Genomic DNA, 25,044 nt, shown 5'->3' on the forward strand with positions numbered 1-25,044 from the left:
TTGTAATTAATTATGTGCGCTTATTCCTATTTGTTATGCATTTGCCTTACCTAACCATATTTAGTCTCGTAGAAAGGATTACAGTCGGTTGTTTAGCGCTTCTAATTGCTAATATTTTCCATTTATTATGCAACTGCTGTTATTTTCCTGTTGTGATTAAATAGGCACTATTTTTCATATGGTTCTCTTAAATACAGACTAATGTAGCAACAACACGTTGATTATTATCATATTTGTACTATTTGAATCATCTCGTTGTGCTGTTAATTATTGACCGTTTTTTTTATCTAGCCAAATAAATTAAGCCATTTAACTTTATGAAAAATAAACCAAAAACATAATTTACCAGTATAAATCTAAATATTTATCTTATGGCGACAATCATAAAAAGTCGGTAATTATATCACGCAGGTGTTGACTCTCCCCCGAACAAAAAAGACCACTAAAGCTAACGAGTAAAAATCAAATAGACCGCTCAGTTGATAAAATATTTTAGACATAATCTTTATTGAATAAGTCGCCCACTGTCATGAATAACAGATATCTATAACAAGGCATCAATAGCAAGTCGGCAATAAACTATTATCGAAAAATGGATCGCTATATTTAAAAGTTTATCATCATCATTATGCGAGGTTATTTGTTCACCGCTTACAATTGAATACTACTTTTGTGGTAGGTGGAGTTGGCTCATTTCAATGGATATCTCTGTCGCATTTGTAAATTTATTTAAAAATTGATAACTTTGAATAATACATTCTGCGCATACATAAGAAATGATATAAAAATACTGCGCCATTAGGCATGAGAAAAAAACAACAGATTTGGATTTTATACGTATCTTTATCCAATTTCATTAAACTATGAATAATATGACTGTATCAAATGTATATCATTAGAAGCATTTGTAAAAAACAATATCAGCATCACAAAACAAACAGGATTAACTCATTTGATTATCTTTTTTTTGATTAAAGATAATGAAATTTTTGAACCAAATAAACATTTCCAAAGAAAAGCTAACATTTTTTTACATCAAAAATTTATTACTGAATAGACTTGATATAAAAAGAGTCAATAAAACAACTAAAATTAAATAATAGATAAACTATTTTTAGCTTTGATTATGTAAGGTTTTATTTTATTAGTTATTTTTATCTCCCCTCTTGTATCATTATTATTTAGTAAAAGAGGGGAATAGATAAGTTAGTCTTGCTCAATACTCCCGTTTAGGGTTGCTTGTGTATAATGCTTACGACACACTGAAACATATTTTTCATTTCCGCCAATTTCAACTTGATCACCATCTGAAAGTACATTCCCGTTGTTATCTAAACGCAGTACTTTATTTGCTTTACGCCCACAATAGCAGACTGTTTTTAGTTCCACGAGTTTGTCAGCCCATGCCAATAAATAAGCGCTTCCAGTAAAGAGCTCGCCTCTGAAATCCGTTCTTAAGCCATAAGTGAGAACCGGAATATCATAGCTATCGGTTATTTCACAAAGCTGTTCTACGTGTGCCTTACTTAAAAATTGGCACTCATCAATTAATACACAATGAATAGCCTCTTTATTATTCTCAGCAACAATAACGTCCCGAATATTCATATCGTCGCTAAATAGTAATGCATCAGCGCTCAATCCTATTCTTGAGCTGATTTTTCCCTTTGCAAAGCGTGTATCAATAGCTGCTGTGAAAATCAGCGTCCGCATTCCTCGTTCATTATAGTTATAAGAAGATTGCAATAAAGATGTTGATTTTCCAGCATTCATAGCTGAATAATAAAAGTAAAGCTGAGCCATCAGCTCTCTCCTTAATTAGTGTTTATTATGGCGGGCGACAGTCTAACATAAACAAACTGCAAATTTTCAATAACAACTATTTATTACCTTTATTTGTATTTTCAATATACCTTAAAAAGATGTTGATAGTAGAGAGCTCTAATCTTTGTATAAAAAATAAATAGCCTTAATAAGTACTTAACATATTAAAACAAACCCTGATATGCGCTTATTAAAGTATGAAAGTTAGCCTTAATGCATTTATAGAAAAAAGTCCGTTATTATAAAAAAATGAACAAAGCTTTCTATTCTTTAGCATTAGCGTTATCATCAGTTAAAAGATGCATTTCCTTACTAATATTTCCTTTATTGACTAAAGATGCTCCAAATTTTAATATTTTTTTTTCGAAGATATTACTTTAGAAAAAAGAAATTTTACGTTAGGTTTGTATTTAGCTATTGCAGAAATTTAAATAGCAATCTATTATTAGTATTACATCAGCCAACAACATTTATTTGAGACCAGGAAAATGAGCGAATCTTTAAAAATATTAAATAACATCCGTACTCTCCGCGCACAGGCAAGAGAAACTTCTTTAGAAACCTTAGAAGAAATGCTAGAAAAACTCGAAGTTGTCGTTAATGAGCGTCGTGAAGAATTCTCATTAGAAAAAGCAGCTGAAGAAGAGCGCGTACAGAAATTACAAAAATACCGTGAAATGTTAGAAGAAGCAGGTATTGATCCAACAGATCTTCTTGAAGCGAGTGCAGTTAATAAAACTGGCCGTGCTAAACGCGCTGCTCGCCCTGCTAAATACTCATACGTTGATGAAAATGGTGAAACTAAAACTTGGACTGGCCAAGGTCGTACACCAGCTGTAATCAAACGTGCTATTGACGAAGAAGGCAAATCATTAGACGATTTCCTTATCTAATTCAAGTCAATTCTCTATTTGAAATACCCTTTTAAATTCTTAAAAGGGTATTTTCTTGTTTGGCTACTTTTTATTAAACAAGTGTTTAATTTTAATATGTGCTGATGTTATTTTATTAATAAAAATAGTCAAAAAAATAGAGAGTAGATAAATACGTTGTAAAGGTTTATCTATAATGAAAAAGGAGCTTTTTAAGCTCCTTTTTATTTTACATAGCAAAAAGTATATTAGCTTTTGTTATGATAATAACTGAGATACCAATCAACAAACTGTTTCACACCATATTCAACCGATGTATTTGGCGAGAAGCCCGTTTTGCTAGATAAATCTTGGCAATCTGCACAAGTAGAAAGTACATCACCATCCTGCATTGGCATCAAATTTAATTTTGCCTCAACACCTAATGACTTTTCTATCGCCTTAATAAAATCCATTAACTTCGTTGGCTGACCATTACCAACATTATATATTTTATAAGGTGCAGAACTTGAGGATGTCTCCCCTTTTTCAACGGTCCATTCATCATCTTTTTGTGGAATGATATTAATAAGACGAACTACTGATTCAACAATATCATCAACGTAAGTAAAGTCTCGCGTCATATTCCCACCGTTATAAACATCAATAGGTTCACCAGCAATCATTGCTTTAGTAAACTTAAATAATGCCATATCAGGACGTCCCCAAGGACCATAAACCGTGAAGAAACGTAATCCTGTGGTAGGTAATTGATATAAGTGTGAATAGCTATGAGACATTAACTCATTAGCTTTTTTAGTTGCCGCATATAATGAAACCGGATGATCAACGGAGTCTTCCGTTGAGAAAGGCTGTTTTTGATTTAAACCATATACAGAACTTGAGGATGAATAAATAAGATGCTCTACTTTGCTATGGCGACACCCTTCTAATATATTAATGTGTCCTATAATATTAGCATCAATATATGCCATCGGGTTCTCGATAGAATAACGAACACCAGGTTGAGCGGCGAGATGAATAACACGATCAAATTTATGTGTCGCGAATAATTGCGCTATCTTTTGTGAATCGACAAGATCCACTTTCTCAAATTGAAAGTTAGCAAGCGCATTTAATTTAGCTAAACGTGCTTCTTTTAATCGCACATCATAATAATCATTTAGATTATCTATCCCAACAACATGATAGCCCATGGTTATCAATCGCTGGCTTAAATTAGAGCCGATAAAACCAGCAGCACCCGTTACCAATATTTTCATATTATCACTCAAAGAACCTGATTAATGATTTGTTATACGTTCAACGTTATCATGTTTAATATTATTGTCATTAACATCATAACGCTTAACACAGCAAAGTTTAGCGCACATCTTCAAAGGGAATGCGGTCAATACCTTAATCGCTCGCACATTAATTTTCCAGCGTTGTTGGAAAAAATAAGAAATTATCGCATCAAATATCCATGAAAATTATGATGCGATAAATTTTATATGCTTGGATTATTCTAAAACAGCCCAAAGGGTTAAATCTTTAACGATTTTATCCATTGAGCAAAATCTTTACCAAACTCTTCGTGCTGTACACCGTACTCAACAAACGCTTTCATATAGCCTAATTTATTACCACAATCATGGCTTTTGCCTTGTAAGTGATAGGCTTCTACTGGCTCTTTTTCTATTAACATTGCTATTGCGTCCGTTAATTGAATTTCATCACCAGCACCAGGTGCTGTTTTTGCCAATAAAGGCCAAATATTTTCAGATAGCACATAGCGACCAACTATAGATAAGTTAGAAGGTGCTTCTTCTTTTCGTGGTTTTTCTACAACTCGGGTAATAGGCTTGCTATCACCCGGTTGTAATTTAGCACCCATGCAATCAACGATACCATAATTAGAGACTTCATCTTCTGGTACAGGTTCTACCAGAATTTGGCTAGCACCGGTTTGTTCAAAATGAGAAAGCATCTCTTTTAAGTTAACTTTGTTTAAATCAGCACTGTATCTATCTAAAATAACATCTGGCAGGATAACAGCGAAAGGTTCATTGCCTACTAATGGTTTAGCACACAAAATAGCGTGACCTAATCCTTTTGCTATTCCCTGACGAGTTTGCATTATCGTAACGTGACTTGGACAAATCCCTTGTACTTCTTCCAATAATTGACGTTTAACCCTTTTTTCTAAAATAGCTTCGAGCTCAAAACTGGTATCAAAGTGGTTTTCAATTGAATTTTTAGATGAATGAGTGACGAGTACAATTTCATTGATACCCGCAGCAATACATTCATTAACAACATATTGAATAAGGGGCTTGTCAACCACTGGCAGCATCTCTTTCGGGATAGCCTTGGTTGCAGGTAACATTCTTGTTCCTAATCCAGCAACAGGGATCACCGCTTTTCTGACTTTACGTACCGTTGATGACATTACTCTTCTCCTACAGCCTACTGTTAAGCACCATAAATGTTTTCTATTATGATATGGCACAGTTCCAAAAATAATCGCAAGAGTATATCAGTTAATATCTAAGGATAAACAGAGCCCTCACACTTAATTGAGATAGTTCTTCATATATGTTTAATATATGCACAATAAAATATTTTATTTAATCTAAATTTAACTTTTATCAATAGGAGAAAACATTAACTTAATCTGGTTTTTACTATCCCAAACTCGGCATTGCCAATTTGTTCCCTCACTTTTTATTTGATTAATATACAATACTTGTAATGTCCCTAATGGCATTCCGCTATTTAATTCTAGTCGTTTATTCTCTGTTTTTATTTCAGCCCGTAACCCTGCTGATGCCAACAATATATTTTTTTTCTCCGTATGATAATAACCTAAAATAATGGGAAATGGTCCTTTTACGCCAATCTCATTTAGCATTTTATTAAGCTTATTCAACATATTATACATACTCGGTAGAGAGCGAATTTTTTCTGAAGATTTTAATACATCATTAAATACAACCCGCAAGAGTAATGCGACAAGTAAGCCATTCTCATCATCATGAGAAATATCGACACAATAAAAAATAATTTGATTATTGGATAATGGAGCAATATCAAATAACAGTCCCATTCGTTCCGCATCATTTAATTGCCGATAATTAATACTATAACCCGCCACGACTTGCTTTACTTGTGGCTGCATCTGCTTTACGAAAGACTGAATATAATGTGTATCTTGGCGTAAACTATTCCAAAGCGGCGCTAAGTGAACACCTTCGATTAATACCGATTCAAAAAAACCAGGACACAATACCTCTATCACTTTCTGCTTAAGTTTATTTAAATTTGTTACTGGTTTAAGAAATATTTCTTGAGCACCTAAACGTAACATTTCATCAATTTCAGCCATATTGTTGGTACACGAAATGGCGATAACAGGGAAAGACCATTTACGCTGCTCAAGATGAGCTAAAAAAGTCGGTCCATCCATAACAGGCATTTTAATGTCGCATAGAATTAGATCGGGTTTTAAGCCTTCATCAAGCAAAGAGAGTGCCTGACTACCATTATCAGTCATATAGACACACGCTTTTTCATGTGAGAAGTATTCCGTCAGCATTGTGCGAAAAACAACCTCATCATCAATTATTAAGATTTTTTTACCCACTAATGCCTTATTCATCGGCGGCTCCTGCAACTATCATTTCACTTGCTGTTTAATTAGCGTTACATTATTAGTAATAGTTTAGTTCAACATCGACGTTAATTATTCCCAAAGGTTACTTTTTTCTCCTGAAGCGGAATTTCGTCAAGTAAAACGTGAGTTAGGACACCATTTTGTCAATTCTATGCCCATGTAATAGCCAGTTACCTTACAGTGAATGCTGCGAACCTTATCTGCTAGACAATAAAAATGCCCCTACCGCACAAGCATTAATGCGTTCGCGTTATTGTGCTTTTGTCTCGCATAACGCGGATTATCTAATTAAAACATGGCACCCTTCTTGTCGTGTTGAATCATTACGTGATGAGTTAACCGCAGGTTTTCCAAATACACAGTGGCTTGGGCTTAATGTTATTTCGTCACAAGAAATGCCTAAAGATAATGAAGCTTATGTCGAATTCTCGGCTTGCTTTATTGAAATAAATACTGATGATAAACAGTACCTACACGAACGTTCTCGTTTTCTAAAAATAGATGATCGTTGGTTTTATATCGATGGTGTAAAACCTAAAGTAGGTCGAAACGATCCATGCCCTTGCGGCTCTGGACGTAAATACAAAAAATGTTGTGAACAATAACATCAAATAACCGCAAACAGACGTCATTAAAGGATTTATCCGTACATGCAACACCCAAATACACAAAAGAAAATACTAAGAACTATTTGCCCTGATGCGAAAGGACTTATCGCAAAAATAACTAATATTTGCTATAAACATCAATTAAATATCGTGCAAAATAGTGAATTCGTTGATCACCGCACTGGGCGCTTTTTTATGCGTACAGAACTTGAAGGGATCTTTAATGATGAAACCTTCCTTGCTGATTTAGACGATGCGCTACCACAAGGCTCTCAGCGCGAACTTAATTCATCAGGTCGCCGCCGTATTGTTATTATGGTGACAAAAGAAGCTCACTGTTTGGGCGATTTACTAATGAAAAGTGCTTTTGGTGATCTCGATGTCGAAATCGCAGCAGTCATTGGTAATCACGACACGTTAAAACACCTCGTTGAGCAATTTGGTATTGCGTTCCATTTAGTTAGCCATGAAGGGCTAACCCGTGATCAACACGATGAAAAGCTGATCGCTCAAATTGAACAATACAAACCTGATTATGTTGTATTAGCAAAATATATGCGTGTGTTAACACCTGCATTTGTGCAGAATTTCCCAAATCAGATTATCAATATTCATCACTCATTCTTACCTGCATTTATTGGTGCTCGTCCTTATCACCAAGCTTATGAACGCGGCGTAAAAATTATTGGTGCTACTGCGCACTATGTAAATGACAATTTAGATGAAGGTCCAATCATCACTCAAAATGTCATTAATGTTGACCACACGTTATCTGCTGAAGATATGATGAGAGCGGGTCGTGACGTTGAAAAAAATGTGTTAAGTCATGCACTCTATTGGGTCTTATCACAACGTGTTTTTGTTTATGGCAACAGAACCATCATTTTATAATTTATAGCGCATAAATGATGTGCCAAAGAAAAGCGGTATAAATTAATATCGCTTTTTATTTTTATCATAGGGCCGATTTATTACTTTGCGATCTAAATATTTAGCCTAAAATCAACGCTATAGAGTACAACACTTGAACAAAGCGAACATTTTTACAGCGGTTGAGCTGTTTTTGATAAAATAGCGCTTTACACATCTCCGGTATTTGGTATTATTGCGCCGCTGTCACGGACAGCAGCACAATTTAATGTTGGTGGGATACCCAAGCGGCCAAAGGGAGCAGACTGTAAATCTGCCGTCACAGACTTCGAAGGTTCGAATCCTTCTCCCACCACCATCTCTTCTTAAGGCACATCAGTTTGCTATTGCATATTCTTAATTAAATCAACAAACCTATTTAACACACTTGAATGATATTTAGATTTATAAATATAGCAACTGTAGCGTAACTCCGTTTGGGTTAACGCCATAAAACAGAGTAATTGCTCATTATCATGTTTAAGTGGATTTTCATCTGTTAATAAAATAGAGTCATGTGTTTGTATGAAATTCAAACAGCAATTTAAATCATCCATCATTCTAATACTAACCGCTTTCGTCTTCTGTGCGATTTCATTCTCCAATTTTTTTATTTTTTCTGTTTTATAAAGTGCCGGATCGCATAACCAAATATTATCACTTAATAGGCTATTTATATTTCCTTTAAATTTTTCAGCCATATCTTGGCGACAACAAATACCTAAATATTTATTTTCTATTTTATGTATCATACTAAACTTTTCGCTGATAATATTATCTGAACTTAATATTAATGTATTACCATCATAGTCAGATATTTCATCAAAATTTTCTTTTGAATATCTCATTATATTTATATGTGATTGGTTTTTGTTTGCTGCTTTATATAACTCAGTTAAATAACAACTTTTACCCCAATCGTAATAGACATGAATACTATTGTTAACAATTCCTAATGTATGTTTTTTGGTGATCTCTTTTTCTTGTAAATAAAGAGATTTAAGATCATTGTAGAGCTCTAGCCCATCCTGAGTTAAGCTCATACCGAACTTTTCACGTTTAAATAGACGCTTGCCTAATACTGCTTCAAAGTCTTTGATAGACTTAGCTACAGGCGGCGTAGTGCGATTCATCATACGAGCAGCCTTACTTAAAGATCCATTTTCTACTACTGCCATAAAGGCTTCTAATTTACGAGAGAAAAACATATTTCACCATTCCTTTGCTATGTTGAAGACAACAATCCAATTAATTAATTTTAAAAATGTTTTTATAAAAACTGAATATGAATATATCCTCTTTACTTTCACCTCCTAATAAAAACAATGACTGTTTAAAAATTTATTCCTACTCTTTCAATTTTCTTTATATATAAAGAATGACAATACTTACATTCTTCTATCAAAGATTAGTTTATGTTTCTACTTTATTCAGTTAATATTTTTTGTTACATGAATGCTTGTTTTTATTAAATTATCACATCATTATTTCTTTTGTTATTTAATATTAATAAATCACTCTTATTTAATCATTGATTAGTCGTGTCATTGTTTTCGTATTTACTTACATTAACGCTATCTTCCTGTTAGTATAAGTCATCCTATTATTCAATTTATTAATGGTTAACATTCAAATGAAATTTGTCTCTTTCAATATTAATGGCCTACGTGCTCGCCCTCATCAACTTGAAGCTATTATAGAAAAACACCAACCCGATGTTATCGGACTCCAAGAAACAAAAGTTCATGATGATATGTTTCCATTAGAAACAGTGGGTTCTTTGGGATATCACGTTTTTTATCATGGTCAAAAAGGTCATTATGGTGTCGCTTTATTAACTAAAGCGAAGCCAGTTGCTGTACGTAAGGGTTTTCCTGGCGACGATGACGATGCACAACGTCGCATGATTATGGCGGATATTGAAACACCAGCAGGATTACTCACCGTAATGAATGGGTATTTTCCTCAGGGTGAAAGTCGCGATCATGAAACTAAGTTTCCAGCAAAAGAGAAATTCTATGCTGATCTGCAAAATTATCTCACCACCAGCCTAAAACCGACTTCACCAGTCCTTATTATGGGTGACTTAAATATTAGCCCAACCGATAAAGATATCGGTATTGGCGAAAACAATATGAAACGCTGGTTAAAAACAGGAAAATGCTCGTTCTTACCTGAAGAGCGTGAATGGCTCGCAACATTAATGGGATGGGGTTTAAGCGATACGTTCCGTGAAAAATATCCTGAAGCTGACGATAAATTTTCGTGGTTTGATTACCGTTCAAAAGGATTTGATGATAATAGAGGCTTACGCATTGATTTATTATTAGCGAGTCGCTGTTTAGCGGATAATTGTATTGAGACAGGGATTGATTACGAGATACGAGGAATGGAAAAACCGTCTGATCATGCTCCTATTTGGGCTGAATTTAAACTGTAATGATACGTTGATACACTATTAAACGATTTTATATCCCCTGATAATTCAGGGGATAATTAAAAAATCTTTATTAACTCTCTCTTTTTTCACCTTTACTTTTCGTATTATCTTTTGTGTTGCTACTTTTCACTTCACCTTGTTTCTTGGTTGCCGCTTTGCGCTTTTTATAATTTGCTGGCGCTGGCAAATTTCTAAATGCCTGAATATTAGGTCGACGCTTAGCTTGGGTTATTAACTCAATAAGTGTATTGCTTAATGGCATCATAAAATCTTGATATTTAAATTGTTTTTCGCTTATTTGCGTTAAGATAGATTCCCAATGCGCAGTCATATCTGGCAATGTTGCCATATCGGGTAAAACATTAATCAGAGCTCTACCTGCTGGCGTTGACGTAATTGCACGTCCTTTCTTTTGTAAAAAACCACGCTTAAACAGTAATTCAATAATCCCTGCTCGCGTTGCTTCAGTTCCTAACCCATCCGTTGCTCTAAGGATTTTCTTAAGCTCTTTATCTTGCACAAACCTTGCGATGCCAGTCATTGCTGAAAGTAAAGTCGCATCAGTAAAAGGTCTTGGTGGTTGAGTTTGTTTTTCAATAACCTCACCCTTTTCACACAGTAACTCATCGCCTTTAGCGACAACGGGTAACGCAGAACCATCATTTTCTGAATCTTGTTCTTTACTGCCTAATAAAACACGCCAACCGGCATTTGCCAAAAATCTTGCTTTAGCAATAAACTTGCCATTTTCAATATCAAGTTCAATAACGCATTTGCGATAAACCGCATCCGGCATAAATTGCATTAAATATTGGCGAGCCACCAAGTAATAGACATTTTTTTCGTTTTCATTTAACGAAATATTACCTGTTTTTGCTGTAGGAATAATTGCATGGTGAGCATCAACCTTTTTATCATCCCAACACCGATTTTTTTTGTCGATATCTAGCGTATCTTGCGGTAATAAACTGCCATCATGTACGCTGATTGCATTAATAACCGCATGACGCCCAGCAAAATGTTCTTGTGGAAGATAACGGCTATCTGAACGAGGGTAAGTAATAAGCTTATGGGTTTCATATAAACGCTGACAAGTATCGAGTACTTGTTGTGCACTTAATCCAAAGCGTTTTGCCGCTTCAATTTGTAATGCCGATAATGAGAAAGGCAATGGTGCTATTTCAGACTCTTGCTTATCTTGATAATCCGTCACATTTGCCGGTTTATCTTTTATTCTTTCAATAACGTGTTCAGCAAGTTTACGATTTAATAGCCGCCCTTCATCATCTTGCCATGTTTCACAATGTTCACTCGGTTGCCAAGTTGCCGTGAAGCGTTCATCCGCAGGCGTTACTATATGAGCTTTAACTTCAAAGAAATCTTTAGGAACAAAATTTTCTATCTCTTCATCACGCCGAACCACTAATCCTAGAACGGGCGTTTGAACTCGCCCTACTGATAAAACGCCCTGATAACCATTTCTTTGACCTAACAAGGTATATGCTCTTGTCATATTGATACCATAAAGCCAATCCGCTCTGGCTCTTGCTAATGCAGAGACACACAACGGAATAAATTCATGGTTGTAGCGTAATTTATCAATAGCGCGCGTTACCGCTGCTGGGTTTAAATCATTGATTAAACAACGGCGGGCATCTTTTTTTTGTTTTTCGCTAATATTTAGATAGTTAAGAACTTCATCAACTAATAGCTGACCTTCACGGTCGGGGTCTCCTGCGTGAATAACTTCATCAGCTTGCTTTAGTAATGTTTTAATTGTCTCTAACTGTTTTTTAACATCAGCTCGGGGCTTAAGTTGCCACTGATTAGGAATAATCGGCAAATCATCTAACGACCAGCGAGCAAATCGCGGGTCGTATGCATCCGGCTCAGCCTGCTCAAGTAAGTGACCAACACACCACGTCACATACTGGTTATCACCACAAAGTATAAATCCATCACCTCGTTTATGAGGTTTAGGCAACACATCAGCAATAGCACGAGCAAGGCTAGGTTTTTCTGCAATAAATAATCTCATTACGTTAGTTTATCACTTCAATTAACGCTCTATTTGATACCGGGGCTGTCAACTTTCCAATAGAGGTTAGCTCGATATCAAAACGGGCTGCGACTTCTTTTACTTGTTCAATTGCTTCAGGTAATACCGCTAATAATAGACCACCAGAAGTTTGAGGATCGCATAACAACTTACGTTGCATTTCGCTAATTTCACCAATTAGGTGACCATAACTTTCAAAGTTACGTCCTGTACCACCAGGTACACAGCCTTGTTCAATATAAGACTCAATTTCTGGTAATTTTGGTACTTGTGAGAAATGTACCGTTGCTTGCACATCTGAACCTTCACAGATCTCACTTAAATGCCCTAATAATCCAAAACCTGTAACGTCAGTCATTGCCGTTACACCATCGATATCAGAGAAATCAGAGCCTGCTTTATTCATACGACACATAATTTCTGTCGCTAAACCTTGGTGTTCCGGCTTTAACAACCCTTTTTTCTCGGCTGTTGTTAATACGCCTATTCCTAAAGGTTTTGTTAAAAATAGCTGGCAACCTGCTTTTGCCGCGCTATTTTTCTTCACTTTGCTGACAGGAACAACACCAGTTACGGCAAGCCCAAAAATAGGCTCTGGGGCATCAATAGAGTGTCCACCAGCAAGGGAAATACCCGCTTCTTGACATGCAGCACGACCGCCTTCGATCACTTCACGAGCAACTTCTGGTGCCAGTTTATTGATTGGCCAACCTAAAATTGCGATAGCCATAATAGGTTTACCACCCATGGCAAAAATATCACTTATCGCATTTGTTGCGGCAATACGACCAAAATCATAAGGGTTATCAACAATGGGCATAAAAAAGTCGGTGGTGCTGATAATGCCAGTACCATTGCCTAAGTCGTAAACCGCAGCATCATCTTTGGTTTCATTACCCACTAATAGATGAGGATCATGAAATTTTGCTTGTTCACTATGCAAAATAGTTTCAAGTACTTTTGGCGAAATTTTGCAGCCACAACCTGCACCATGACTATATTGTGTTAAACGAATAGCTTCAGACATAGAACGTATCCTTTATTTAAAAATGGGTCACAAAATCGGTTAAGTCAGCAGGAGATACGGTTGCTGGCGCTTTTAATGCGGGTGTTCCTAAATATAAGAATCCAACAATTTGATCGTGTTCATCACACCCAAGACCTTCTCTTACCACGGCATCATGAGTCCAAGAACCCGAACGCCAGATACCACCAAATCCTTGTGCAAGTGCTGCCATTTGCATTGCTTGTACACAACAGCCTGCGGCAACAACTTGTTCCCATTCTGGTACTTTCGGATGTGATTTAACTTTAGCGATAACAGTAATAATTAAAGGCGCTCGAAAAGGTGCATTCTTTGCTTTTTCTTCAACTTCGCTACCTAATTTGCTCACGACGGCGGCTTTATGTAACAGTTGACTAAAACGTTCAATACCTTCATTTTGCATCACAACAAAATGCCAAGGTTTTAATGCGCCATGATCTGGTGCTCGCATGCCAGCCTGTAAAATAGTATCAAGCGCTTTACTATCTGGGGCTGGAGTGGTGAGTCTAGAAGCTGAGCGACGATTTAAAAGCAGTGTTAATGCATCCATTTTTTATTCTCCTGTCAGCATTTGATTTTAGCAAGTTGCCACTTTTTTGGGCATGGACAGTTCTTATCAATTCTCAGTATAACAAACTGTTATATTACCACTATCCGCAAATGAAGGCGGAGATTTTTAACCAAAAAAACATTCATTTGCTATCACAATGCGCTTTTTGTTCATAAAATGAATGCTTTTCTGTTTTATGCTGAATATCGCATTATCTTGGTTCAAAACTTCACGCTTTTCCTATCCATTTTCCTCGCTAACCGTCTAATTGTCTCTTCTATTCATTGAAATGAACACGGATCTTTTCGTTTAAGATATCAATCAACGTAAAGGTGTATTATTAATATTGGCTTAATCGTGATGCTGTAATAATAGGTTAGTTATAAATCAATGACAGACATTCGATAGTACCTATATTAGAATATTTGTTATATGTCGATTTTAAATCATTTAAAGGCTTAGCATTAAACGTAAAACAACATAAGATTATTGCTGTGAAAAGTGGCTATTCTGATTAACGACTAGCAAGTAATAAAACGAAGGAACAGTGCGTGCCTAAAATAATTGTTATTCACCTGTATGGCATCAAACTATTTAGAATCAGTCCGCCTATTCCTATTGTAATTATATTACCAGCTGTTCATTACAATATTATATGTCATCAAATTACGTTAACTTGCCTTTTCGCAAACAATTCTAGCATGACTGTTTAGGATTAATTTTTAGCTTTACATGATGTGGAGATAATATGAGTAAAATTATGGAGTTAATAGGTGCAATATTTCGTTTTAGTTGGCAAGCCATTAACTTTATTAGAAAACTAATTCTAAACATTGTTTTCTTCTTCCTCTTTTTTGCTGTTGTTGGTATCTATCTTGTCGCCAATGAAGCACAAAAACCGGTTAATTATGAAGGCGCATTATTGGTTGATCTTAAAGGTGTTATTGTTGATCAAACCACTAATCAAAACCCGTTGGGTCAAATGAGCAAAGAGCTTCTTGGTGTATCAAGCAGCGAGCTGCAAGAGAACTCGCTATTTGAAGTGGTTGATACACTACGTGAAGCAGCGAGCGACCCTAAGATTAAAGGGATGGTATTAAAACTTGACGAATTTGCGGGTGCAGATCAACCCTCTCTAAATTACATCGGTAAAGCCTTAACCGAATTTAAGAAGACGGGTAAACCCATTTATGCAGTTAGTGGTTATTATAGCCAACCACAATATTACCTAGCCTCTTATGCAGATAAAATTTATTTAACGCCACAAGGTGCTGTAGGTATTTATGGTTTTGGTTTTCAAAATCTCTACTACAAAACCTTGTTAGAAAAACTAAAAGTTAGCACACATATCTTCCGTGTAGGGACTTATAAATCGGCTGTTGAACCGTTAATGCGTAGCGATATGTCACCAGAAGCCCGTGAAGCATCTTTACGCTTAGTCAATTCGCTATGGTCTACTTACCTTACTCAAGTTGCCGAAAATCGTAGTGTAACAACAGAAGATATTTTCCCGGGCGCGAAAGAGATGATTGAGCAGTTGCGTAAAGCCGATGGTGATAGCGCAACTTATGCCTTAAATCGTAAATTAGTTGATACGGTCAGTTCTTATGCACAGTTTGAAGCGGATATGACCGAAACCTTTCAATGGAACACCGAAACTAACCAGTTTAAAAATATCAGTATCTATGATTATGCATCTAACTTAACATCTGATATTTCATCAAATGATGAAGGTAATATCGCAGTTGTTATTGTTCAAGGTGCCATTATTGATGGTGAAAGTATTCCTGGCTCCGCAGGGGGGACTACCATTGCGAGTCAAATACGCGAAGCTCGTTTAAACCCTAACATTAGAGCGCTTGTTCTACGCGTAAATAGCCCTGGTGGTAGCGTTTCAGCCTCAGAGCAAATTCGTAGTGAAGTCGCAGCATTTAAACAACAGAAACGTCATGTGGTTGTTTCGATGGGAGGAATGGCAGCATCCGGTGGTTATTGGATCTCAACACCAGCGAATCAGATTATTGCTAGCCCTTCAACGTTAACAGGTTCTATCGGTATTTTTGGTGTAATCAATACCTTTGAAAACAGCTTAGAATCTATTGGTGTTTACTCTGATGGCGTAAGTACCTCACCATTAGCAGGATTATCTGTCACTAATAAGTTACCTGAAGAATTTGCTGAGTTATTACAACTTAATATTGAAAGCGGTTACAAAACGTTCCTTAATTTAGTTGCTGAATCTCGTAAAAGAACACCAGCGCAAATTGATCGTATTGCACAAGGTCGAGTTTGGGTTGGAATTGATGCGAAAAAAGTGGGCTTAGTTGATGAATTTGGTGATTTTGATGATGCGATTGATGCTGCGGCAAAAATGGCAAAAATTAAAGAGCCAGTAATTGATTGGATGAAACCTGAATTAAGTTTATCTGAACAGATACTAATGAGTTTATCATCTAATGCAAAAGCGATTATTCCCGATCCTTTACAAGTTTATTTACCAGCACCGGTAATAAAAGAAGTTAAAGCGCAATCTAATTTCTTCCTCAATATGAACGATCCTTTAAATCGTTATGCCTATTGTTTATCTTGTGGTGATATCCAGTAGTCGTATAATTGCGTATGTACCTGTTTAATAACAGCAGGTACATACTTCTAGTTATTTATTGTTTTAACCAGATTATCTGCTATTCCCTTTTTTAACTCATTTTTACTGATACTTTTTTAACACAATGATTTAAAGCATTAATTGCTTATTTTCTATTTTATTTTTTTTAGCACCCTTTCCTTTTTTTATTCTATAAACTCCCTATAATCAGTTATTTCCCACAGCTTAAAAAGAGTGCATGGACTGATGCAAAAGAAATCAATCTACGTTGTCTATACTGGTGGTACTATTGGTATGCAACATTCTGATCATGGCTATATTCCTGTATCAGGACATCTACAACGCCAGTTAGCTAAAATGCCTGAATTCCACCGTGAAGAGATGCCTGACTTCACGATTAAAGAGCACCTACCCCTTATTGACTCTTCCAATATTACGCCAGAAGATTGGCAATCTATTGCTGATGATATTAGTGAAAACTATCACGACTATGATGGTTTTGTGATCCTTCATGGCACAGATACTATGGCATTTACGGCATCAGCACTCTCATTTATGTTTGAGAACTTAAGTAAACCAATTATTGTTACAGGCTCTCAAATTCCATTAGAAGCATTACGTTCTGATGGGCAAACTAATTTGCTAAATGCACTCTATTTAGCGGCACATCACCCTATTAATGAAGTAGCCCTATTTTTTAATAACACGCTTTATCGTGGTAATAGAACTATTAAAGCTCATGCCGATGGATTTAATGCCTTTGCGTCACCCAATAGTGCGCCGCTTTTAGAAGCGGGTATTAATATTAAATTATTTAAAATTAACCCATTTCCAAAATCAAAGGGCGAATTTATTGCCCACAGTATTACCCCACAACCTATTGGTGTTGTTACTATTTATCCGGGTCTTTCTGATGAAATTGTTAATAATATTCTGATGCAACCGGTTAAAGCATTAATCTTACGCTCTTATGGTGTGGGCAATGCGCCATCACACCCTGCTTTACTTTCCACATTACGTAATGCAACGGAACGAGGCATTGTGGTAATTAACCTAACTCAATGCATTTCAGGACGCGTTAATATGGAAGGATATGCAACCGGACAAGCCTTAGCTGAAGTCGGCGTAATAAGTGGCTATGATATGACTTTTGAGGCAACATTGACTAAGTTGCATTATTTACTTAGCCAACAATACAGCCATAGTGAAATTTGTCATCTTATGCAGCAAAATCTTCGTGGTGAAATGACACTGAATGATAACGATTAATCTTAATAAAAGGTGAGATTTAGTGAAAAACTCAGCATTGTTACTGGTTGATATCCAAAATGATTTTTGCACTGGCGGTGCGCTTGCAGTCAACGATAGCGATGCTGTTGTTCAAACAGCAAATCAGCTTATAAACTATTTTAAACGAATTAAAAATCCAATTATCGCAAGTAAAGATTGGCATCCAGCTGATCATCTTAGTTTTGCTGAAAATTCAGGCACTGTTATTGGTGAAATAGGCAAATTAAACGGATTACCCCAAGTTTGGTGGCCAGTACACTGTGTGCAACAGAGTAATGGTGCTGAGTTTCATCCCGAATTAGATTATGAAGCTATTAATCATATTATTTATAAAGGGCAAAATCGTTTAATCGACAGCTATAGTGCCTTTTTTGATAACGACCACGAATATCAAACCGGCTTACATACCCTTTTGCAAACGCTCAATATAAAACATCTTTATATTCTTGGTATTGCTACTGATTACTGCGTTAAATTTACAGTACTGGATGCGTTATTGTTAGGTTATCAGGTTTCAGTAATTACTGATGGCTGCCGTGGTGTGAATATTAAAAAAGAGGATAGCCAAATTGCTTTAGACGAAATGGTAGCTAAAGGTGCTCAATTAATTGATTCAGCAGATTGGTTCAATCGTGACAATAAATAGATAAGCAATTAGCTTCGTATCTAAAACCTAAAAACAGAAAGTGGCAATCTATTAACCCATCGTAATTAATAGATTGCCACCTTTACAGATTATCAATTCAAAAAAAGCTTATTCATCATCCATTGGCGTTAATGTTGCTAACCGTTCAGCTTGAAATTGGGCTTTAAGTTCTTGTTTACTCTTCATGGTTATTTGCCCATTGGTGCCAACAGTCATATGTTCTGGTGAATGATTGTTTTTTGCCTGCCATAACAAAACTATCTGCATGCAGTGTGCTTTTTGCTCATCGGTTAGCGTAACGCCATCCGGCCACTTACCTAACTCAACAGCAGTAGAAAGACGTTGGTAAATTTCAGGTGTCACCATCGAAATTAGCTCGTTAACTTCCATTCGTTGCTCCATATAAGTCAAATATCTATTTTAATGGCTGAATCGTTTTTTCATTTGTTTCTAATTTGTTAATAAATAGCGTTAAACACTAGCCTTTCTGCACTTCTTTCGTTTCACTGTTAGTAAAAGAAAGTGAAGCAGAATTAATACAATAACGCTCTCCTGTTGGTGCAGGACCATCATTAAAAACATGTCCTAAATGCGCATCACATTGCTGACAACGGACTTCTGTTCGTTTCATATTATGTGATAAATCATCAATATAGCGAATTGCGTCATCACTAACGGGTTGATAAAAACTTGGCCAACCGCATCCTGCATCAAACTTAGTTTCAGAATAAAACAGAGGCGCAGAACAACATAAGCAGTGATAAATCCCCGTTTGGCGATTATGTAACAGTTTGCCACTAAATGGCGGTTCTGTGCCATGTTGTTGCGTGACATATTTTTGCATTTCATCGAGGGTTGATAAATCAAGGTGATTGTTATTACTTGAAATATTCACTTTCTTTTCATTATCTGACATAGAGACCTTATCTATACAAAAAAGCTTTTTAAAACAACAGTAAATAATAACAAAGATTTAACAACAAATCTGGAAAATATAGTCTAAAATCAATGCGAGTAATCTTTAGTTTATGAAATGTGATGTATTTCACATAACGGAGCAAAGGTAACTTCATTTATCGGTGATGATCCCGATAATACACAGCGTAACATTTAGCTAAAACGTCCAATCTTTAAGCAAAAAGTGTTTTTTTAATTGATTTTTTGCAATTATTGACACGATTCCGCTTGACGATTGGCGCGGTTTTGGTAACTTTAGAAGCAACTTTTTAATTCACTAATAAAGCTGGTGGAATACATATGACTATCAAAGTAGGTATTAATGGTTTTGGTCGTATCGGCCGCATCGTTTTCCGTGCTGCTCAAGAACGTTCAGATATCGAAATCGTAGGTATTAACGATCTGTTAGACGCAGACTACATGGCATACATGCTGAAATACGATTCAACTCATGGTCGTTTCAACGGTACTGTTGAAGTAAAAGATGGCCACCTCGTTGTTAATGGTAAAACCATCCGCGTAACATCAGAAAGAGATCCAGCGAACCTGAAATGGAACGAAATCGGTGCTGACGTTGTTGCAGAAGCAACTGGTCTGTTCTTAACTGACGAAACTGCTCGTAAACATATCCAAGCTGGCGCTAAAAAAGTTGTTCTGACTGGTCCTTCAAAAGACAACACTCCTATGTTCGTTATGGGCGTAAACCACAAGTCATACGCTGGTCAAGATATCGTTTCTAACGCATCTTGTACGACTAACTGCTTGGCACCTCTGGCTAAAGTTATCAACGACAACTTCGGTATCGTTGAAGCTCTGATGACAACAGTTCACGCAACAACTGCTACTCAACGTACTGTTGATGGTCCATCTGCTAAAGACTGGCGTGGTGGTCGTGGTGCTTCTCAAAACATCATCCCATCTTCAACTGGTGCTGCTAAAGCAGTAGGTAAAGTAATCCCAGAACTGAACGGCAAACTGACTGGTATGTCTTTCCGTGTTCCTACTCCTAACGTTTCTGTTGTTGACTTAACAGCACGTCTGGAAAAACCAGCTACTTACGCACAAATCTGTGACGCAATCAAAGCAGCTGCTGAAGGCGAACTGAAAGGCGTTCTGGGCTACACTGAAGATGCAGTTGTTTCAACTGACTTCAACGGTGAAGTTCTAACTTCTGTATTTGATGCTAAAGCAGGTATCGCACTGAACGACAACTTTGTTAAATTAGTTGCTTGGTACGATAACGAAGCGGGTTATTCAAACAAAGTTCTAGATCTGATTTCTCATATCTCTAAATAATTAGAGCTTAAGAAAGTCAAGATATCTCTTAGAGCCACCTTTTCGGTGGCTCTTTTATTTTTTATCCAGTCAGTTTATTGTATTGAGATAGTCAGTGACATAAGGTCATAAAATAATGAATGAGAAAATTTTTTCTTTGCCGATTATTGAACAGATATCACCTTACTTAAGTCGTCGGCAATTAGGCGAACTCCCTATCCTTGTTATTTCCCATCCGAAAGTGCGTGCTGCAATTAGCCTTCAAGGGGCACATCTTATTGCATGGCAACCGGCTCAAGAACACCCCGTTTTTTGGTTAAGTGAAGACTCTCTTTTCACCCCCGGTGTTGCCATTCGTGGTGGTATTCCTATTTGTTGGCCTTGGTTTGCTTCAGCGGGTACACCAAGCCACGGCTTTGCTCGGATCTTACCTTGGGAATTTAGCGCCCACACAGAACAAGATGATGGCGTATTAATTACCATGACATTAAAAGAGAGCCAACAAACACAAAAGTATTGGCCTCATGAATTTACGGTGATCGCTCGCTTTAAATTAGGTTTAACCTGTGAAGTCGAGTTGGAATCCTATGGCGATTATAAAGCAACCGCAGCGCTTCACTCTTATTTTAATGTCAGTGATATCGACAATGTATCAGTAACTGGTCTTGGCGCTCACTACATCGACACAGTAGCCGACAAAGAGGTTTATACTGATGAAACCTCATTACGCTTTAATGGACGCACTGACAGGCTTTATACAGAGCCTGAAGATTTCAACCTAATTCATGATGATGGCTGGGATCGTACTATTGAAGTACACCACTATCACCATAGCGATGTCGTTTGCTGGAATCCTGGTGCAGAACTCGCAAGCTCAATGAAAGATATGAATGCGGGGGGATATCGCAAAATGGCATGTGTAGAAACTGCGCGTATTCATCAACCATTAACACCTGACAACGTTCACCCCGGACGCTTATCTGTTGTTGTGCGTGTTCGTAAAAATATTGCTGAAAAATAATAAATATAACGATATATCAATAACAAAAAAGCTTCGAGAGATAACGCCTCGAAGCTTTTTATTTATGCATGCAATATAGCAATAGTGATAACGATTAGAATTTGTATGTAACGCCGGTCCATACTATCGCAGTCACTGATTTGTTTACCATTGGACTATCTTTTACTTCGCTTGGTAAATGGTCAACACGTCCCATAGCAAAGAAATTCCAACTCTCTGTCATTTTATAGTTAGCAGACAGTTCAACATAAGGTCTCCAGCTATCGCTAGGGCGATATTCAGCTAAACCACTACGTTGAGATTCACTGTGTTTGATACCATAAGCATATTGATTTTGTTTCTTACTATCCCAAACAACACCGAAACCCGGCTGTAATGACCAGTTACCCGCGTTAAATGGATACAGATAAGCAGCGTCAGCAATAACACCATCACTCTTACCTAATAAGTCAGCGGAAACGATAGCTCTTAAACTACCCCAATCTTCGTGATGTTTATAAGTGAATCCACCCATTACTGTATCACGACGACGATCTAATCTTTTCATTTGAGCATTATCGCTATCACCCGGTTTAAATGCTTGTGGGTAATAGTGAACATCAACCGAAAGTTTGTCTTTCGGTGCATTCCATAAATAGTAGCCCGCTGCTAATGTAGCAAAATAGAAGTTTTCTGATTCATAATTAACCATTGGAACTGGCAATAAATAATCTTTAGATTTCACGCCTTTATAAGGTGTTACTTGTGCCAGCATTGAACCACCAATAGACCATTCACCAGCAAATGCTGTTGGCGCACTTAATCCTGCGATAATAGCTAAAGAAATTATAGTCTTCTTACTCACGATGATTTTCCATATTGTTTTTAATAATAAAGTAGTAACTAAAGCCATATTTTAACGCGCATTAGCTACGATATGGCATATTCTACCTGTATCTATTTTAATTTCTGAATAAGATGGGTAGCAATTAGTGCTTGTCCTAATGCGATACCGCCATCGCCTATAGGTAATAGTTTAGGCGTTAATATATTTTTATTGTTCAATTTTTTCTTAAACAACTGTTTAAGTAATGTGTTATTAAACACACCACCAGAAAGAACGATTGTATCAACATTATATTTATCAGCTGCTTGTAATGCGATATCACCTAAACTCTCTGCCAATAAATAGTGAAATAACCACGCTTTATCATTCACGCTTAACTCAAGCTTTTCCCACGACGACCAAAAAACGGACAAATCAACAATATTGTTCTTTAATGGCATTAAATTGCCATATTTTTTAATTAAGTCAGGATATCTATTTTCGTGACACTGTAACGCAGTGCTTTCTAAATAGCATGCTGCCTCACCTTCCCAACTAATTACTTTGGGTGATAATCCTAATGATGCCGAAACTGCGTCAAACAATCGCCCACAAGAGGACGCTTTAGGTGAATTAAGTTCTCGCACTATGGCTTTATTTAATAGTTGTAATTCTTGCGGTGGGATTAGCTGGGTTATTGTACTCTCTTGCCAGTCTGGCGTAAAAGCAGATAAATGCGCTAGCCAATTTCGCCAAGGTTGAGTCGACGCTAAATTACCACCGGGCATTGCAACCGCAGGTAAACCACCAATACGTTCTGATTTTTGATAATCCACCAGCAAGCATTCGCCACCCCACAATGTATTATCTTGCCCATAACCTAAACCATCTAGTGCAATGCCAATAACAGCGCCTTTATCATGAGTATGTCCACACTCTGCTAAACAAGAGACAATATGCGCGTGGTGATGCGAAACTTCAATAACTTCAATATGTTGCTCTTGTGCTAACTGTTTGCCCAGTTGATGGCTGATATAACTAGGATGAGCATCAATGGCGATTGCTCTCGGTTTGAAACGATAGATTTGTTGAAAAAGTGCCAATGATTGTAATAACTGTTGTCGAACACTTAAATCATCTAAATCACCTAAATGGGGTCCCATAATCGCTTGATGCTGTCGTAACAGACAAAATACATTTTTAAGATCACCCCCCATGGCTAAAATTGAGGGTTGCTCGGCAAAAGTCCCGGGTAACGCTATCGCATCAGGCACATACCCTCGAGAACGTCTGATCATCACACACTGCTTATCTTCAATTCGTACTAGAGAATCATCCGCTCTTTGTATGATATCTCTGTTATGCATCAGGAAAAGATCAGCAATATCGCCTAATTGAGATAATGCATCGTCATTTGATAACGCAGGGGTGTGTCCTGAAGCATTACCCGATGTCATGACTAGCGGTATATTGGTTTGGCGAGAGAGTAAATGTTGCAATGGATTAGCAGGAAGCATAACTCCGATTTCGGTTAATCCCGGCGCTATCAACTCAGATAATAAAGGTGCGACAGATTTAGGAATAAGCACAATCGGTGCTGCGGTACTTTTCAGAGCTTCTACTGCGGCTTGACGAAAATCGGGGTTTTGTTGATCTTCTTTTATTTGGTCGATACCCGTTATCATTACAGCAAGTGGTTTTGCTGGTCTATGCTTGCGAATTCTTAAAAGAGCAACACTGTCACTATTGCGAGCATCACACACTAAATGAAAACCACCAACACCTTTAACAGCAACAATTTTACCCGCCAACAGCGCCTGACAAGCTTGTGTTAATGCCTGCTCTTTATTTGCTAATTGATGCCCTTTCGTGTCAGCTAACCAAATATAAGGTCCACAAATAGGACAAGCATTAGGTTGAGCATGAAAACGTCTGTCAGCAGGATCTTCATATTCATGCTTACATTCAGGACAAAAAGGGAAATCAGACATTGAAGTAAAGGGTCTATCATAAGGCATTTTTTTTATGATAGTAAAACGAGGTCCACAATGTGTGCAGTTGATAAAAGGATAATGATAACGGCGATTGTTGGGATCAAACAGTTCATTGATACACGCCTGACAAGTCGTCGCATCAGGCACAACTTGAGTATCCATTTCACCCCCACCACTTTTTACAATAATAAAATCGGTAGGTAATTGTTCCCATTGATAAGGTGTTTGTTCTATACGTTCAATACGTGCAAGTGGCGGGCATTGTGCGTTAAGCGCGTCAATAAAAGCGTCATTTTGAGGAGAGTCAACTAGATAGACTAATACTCCTAAACTGTCGTTACTCACTTGCCCTAATAAACCAAAACGATGTGCCAATTGCCAAACAAATGGGCGAAACCCAACCCCTTGAACTTTGCCTTTCACACGTAATGCAATGCCGTTACTCATAGGTTCACCAAATCAAAATAAATTTAATCTTATTCTAGTTTA

The 25,044-nt window shown here is 36.9% G+C and carries 21 protein-coding genes and 1 tRNA gene; 10 read left to right on the forward strand and 12 right to left on the reverse strand.

Going from position 1 to position 25,044, the window contains the following annotated elements; translation table 11 throughout:
- Nucleotides 1-1,206: 1,206 nt before the first annotated feature.
- On the reverse strand, nt 1,207-1,803 hold the full coding sequence (locus ABN099_RS01560) for a thymidine kinase (protein WP_349461931.1): 597 nt from the start codon (nt 1,801-1,803) through the stop codon (nt 1,207-1,209).
- 509 nt (nt 1,804-2,312) lie between these two features.
- On the opposite strand from ABN099_RS01560, the gene hns reads away from it, so the two are divergent.
- Nucleotides 2,313-2,717 carry a histone-like nucleoid-structuring protein H-NS gene (hns, locus tag ABN099_RS01565; RefSeq protein ID WP_165123293.1) on the forward strand — a complete coding sequence of 135 codons (405 nt, stop codon included), beginning with the start codon at nt 2,313-2,315 and terminating at the stop codon, nt 2,715-2,717.
- A gap of 227 nt (nt 2,718-2,944) precedes the next feature.
- Here hns and ABN099_RS01570 read toward each other — a convergent pair whose 3' ends face one another.
- The 3 genes from ABN099_RS01570 to rssB all read right to left on the reverse strand — a co-directional run bounded on the left by ABN099_RS01570 (nt 2,945) and on the right by rssB (nt 6,336).
- Nucleotides 2,945-3,958 (reverse strand): NAD-dependent epimerase, encoded by a 1,014-nt coding sequence (locus ABN099_RS01570; protein WP_349461932.1) that lies wholly within the window; start codon nt 3,956-3,958, stop codon nt 2,945-2,947.
- A 263-nt stretch (nt 3,959-4,221) separates the two neighbouring features.
- Nucleotides 4,222-5,127 carry a UTP--glucose-1-phosphate uridylyltransferase GalU gene (gene galU, locus ABN099_RS01575; protein WP_349461934.1) on the reverse strand — a complete coding sequence of 302 codons (906 nt, stop codon included), beginning with the start codon at nt 5,125-5,127 and terminating at the stop codon, nt 4,222-4,224.
- Nucleotides 5,128-5,316: 189 nt separating this feature from the next.
- Nucleotides 5,317-6,336 (reverse strand): two-component system response regulator RssB, encoded by a 1,020-nt coding sequence (gene rssB, locus ABN099_RS01580; RefSeq protein ID WP_349461935.1) that lies wholly within the window; start codon nt 6,334-6,336, stop codon nt 5,317-5,319.
- A gap of 155 nt (nt 6,337-6,491) precedes the next feature.
- Between rssB and ABN099_RS01585 the strand changes: the two genes are divergently transcribed.
- The 3 genes from ABN099_RS01585 to ABN099_RS01595 all read left to right on the forward strand — a co-directional run bounded on the left by ABN099_RS01585 (nt 6,492) and on the right by ABN099_RS01595 (nt 8,187).
- Nucleotides 6,492-6,956, forward strand: coding sequence for a YchJ family protein (locus ABN099_RS01585; RefSeq protein ID WP_349461936.1), 465 nt, complete (start codon nt 6,492-6,494; stop codon nt 6,954-6,956).
- A 45-nt stretch (nt 6,957-7,001) separates the two neighbouring features.
- The gene (purU, locus tag ABN099_RS01590; RefSeq protein WP_349461937.1) at nt 7,002-7,850 is read left to right on the forward strand and encodes a formyltetrahydrofolate deformylase; all 849 of its coding nucleotides are present in this window, start codon (nt 7,002-7,004) and stop codon (nt 7,848-7,850) included.
- A gap of 252 nt (nt 7,851-8,102) precedes the next feature.
- Nucleotides 8,103-8,187 (forward strand) — tRNA-Tyr (locus tag ABN099_RS01595).
- 25 nt (nt 8,188-8,212) lie between these two features.
- On the opposite strand, the gene ABN099_RS01600 is transcribed toward ABN099_RS01595, so the two are convergent.
- Nucleotides 8,213-9,076: a helix-turn-helix domain-containing protein gene (locus ABN099_RS01600; RefSeq protein WP_349461938.1), complete on the reverse strand. Its 864-nt coding sequence runs from the start codon at nt 9,074-9,076 to the stop codon at nt 8,213-8,215.
- A gap of 425 nt (nt 9,077-9,501) precedes the next feature.
- Here ABN099_RS01600 and xthA point away from each other — a divergent pair, with 425 nt between their 5' ends.
- The gene (gene xthA, locus ABN099_RS01605; protein ID WP_349461940.1) at nt 9,502-10,308 is read left to right on the forward strand and encodes an exodeoxyribonuclease III; all 807 of its coding nucleotides are present in this window, start codon (nt 9,502-9,504) and stop codon (nt 10,306-10,308) included.
- Nucleotides 10,309-10,378: 70 nt separating this feature from the next.
- Here the strand turns inward: xthA and ABN099_RS01610 are convergent, their stop codons facing one another.
- The 3 genes from ABN099_RS01610 to ABN099_RS01620 are packed head-to-tail and all read right to left on the reverse strand — an operon-like array spanning nt 10,379 to nt 13,962.
- Nucleotides 10,379-12,346, reverse strand: a complete 1,968-nt coding sequence (locus tag ABN099_RS01610) for a DNA topoisomerase III (RefSeq protein WP_349461941.1) — start codon at nt 12,344-12,346, stop codon at nt 10,379-10,381.
- Nucleotides 12,347-12,350: 4 nt separating this feature from the next.
- Nucleotides 12,351-13,394 (reverse strand): selenide, water dikinase SelD, encoded by a 1,044-nt coding sequence (selD, locus tag ABN099_RS01615; RefSeq protein ID WP_349461942.1) that lies wholly within the window; start codon nt 13,392-13,394, stop codon nt 12,351-12,353.
- Between the two features lie 16 nt (nt 13,395-13,410).
- A complete protein-coding gene (locus tag ABN099_RS01620) occupies nt 13,411-13,962 on the reverse strand; it encodes an NAD(P)H nitroreductase (protein ID WP_349461944.1) in 552 nt (183 codons plus the stop codon).
- Nucleotides 13,963-14,710: 748 nt separating this feature from the next.
- On the opposite strand from ABN099_RS01620, the gene sppA reads away from it, so the two are divergent.
- The 3 genes from sppA (at nt 14,711) to pncA (ending at nt 18,503) form a co-directional block, all read left to right on the forward strand.
- Complete coding sequence (gene sppA, locus ABN099_RS01625) at nt 14,711-16,567, forward strand: signal peptide peptidase SppA (RefSeq protein WP_349461946.1); 1,857 nt, start codon at nt 14,711-14,713, stop codon at nt 16,565-16,567.
- 246 nt (nt 16,568-16,813) lie between these two features.
- Nucleotides 16,814-17,836, forward strand: coding sequence for an asparaginase (gene ansA, locus ABN099_RS01630; protein ID WP_349461948.1), 1,023 nt, complete (start codon nt 16,814-16,816; stop codon nt 17,834-17,836).
- Nucleotides 17,837-17,858: 22 nt separating this feature from the next.
- Nucleotides 17,859-18,503, forward strand: a complete 645-nt coding sequence (gene pncA, locus ABN099_RS01635; protein ID WP_349461950.1) for a bifunctional nicotinamidase/pyrazinamidase — start codon at nt 17,859-17,861, stop codon at nt 18,501-18,503.
- A 108-nt stretch (nt 18,504-18,611) separates the two neighbouring features.
- Here pncA and ABN099_RS01640 read toward each other — a convergent pair whose 3' ends face one another.
- On the reverse strand, nt 18,612-18,893 hold the full coding sequence (locus ABN099_RS01640) for a YeaC family protein (protein WP_349461952.1): 282 nt from the start codon (nt 18,891-18,893) through the stop codon (nt 18,612-18,614).
- Nucleotides 18,894-18,981: 88 nt separating this feature from the next.
- Nucleotides 18,982-19,419 (reverse strand): peptide-methionine (R)-S-oxide reductase MsrB, encoded by a 438-nt coding sequence (msrB, locus tag ABN099_RS01645; protein WP_349461954.1) that lies wholly within the window; start codon nt 19,417-19,419, stop codon nt 18,982-18,984.
- Between the two features lie 341 nt (nt 19,420-19,760).
- Between msrB and gapA the strand changes: the two genes are divergently transcribed.
- Complete coding sequence (gene gapA, locus ABN099_RS01650) at nt 19,761-20,756, forward strand: glyceraldehyde-3-phosphate dehydrogenase (RefSeq protein WP_064720157.1); 996 nt, start codon at nt 19,761-19,763, stop codon at nt 20,754-20,756.
- Between the two features lie 115 nt (nt 20,757-20,871).
- Entirely contained in the window at nt 20,872-21,756 is an 885-nt protein-coding gene (locus ABN099_RS01655) for a D-hexose-6-phosphate mutarotase (protein WP_349461956.1), read from the forward strand.
- A 94-nt stretch (nt 21,757-21,850) separates the two neighbouring features.
- Here the strand turns inward: ABN099_RS01655 and ABN099_RS01660 are convergent, their stop codons facing one another.
- A complete protein-coding gene (locus ABN099_RS01660) occupies nt 21,851-22,648 on the reverse strand; it encodes a MipA/OmpV family protein (RefSeq protein WP_432807480.1) in 798 nt (265 codons plus the stop codon).
- Between the two features lie 44 nt (nt 22,649-22,692).
- Nucleotides 22,693-25,002, reverse strand: a complete 2,310-nt coding sequence (hypF, locus tag ABN099_RS01665) for a carbamoyltransferase HypF (RefSeq protein WP_349461958.1) — start codon at nt 25,000-25,002, stop codon at nt 22,693-22,695.
- Nucleotides 25,003-25,044: the final 42 nt, after the last annotated feature.

The organism is Proteus hauseri (genome assembly GCF_040139125.1).
GTDB lineage: Bacteria > Pseudomonadota > Gammaproteobacteria > Enterobacterales > Enterobacteriaceae > Proteus > Proteus hauseri_B.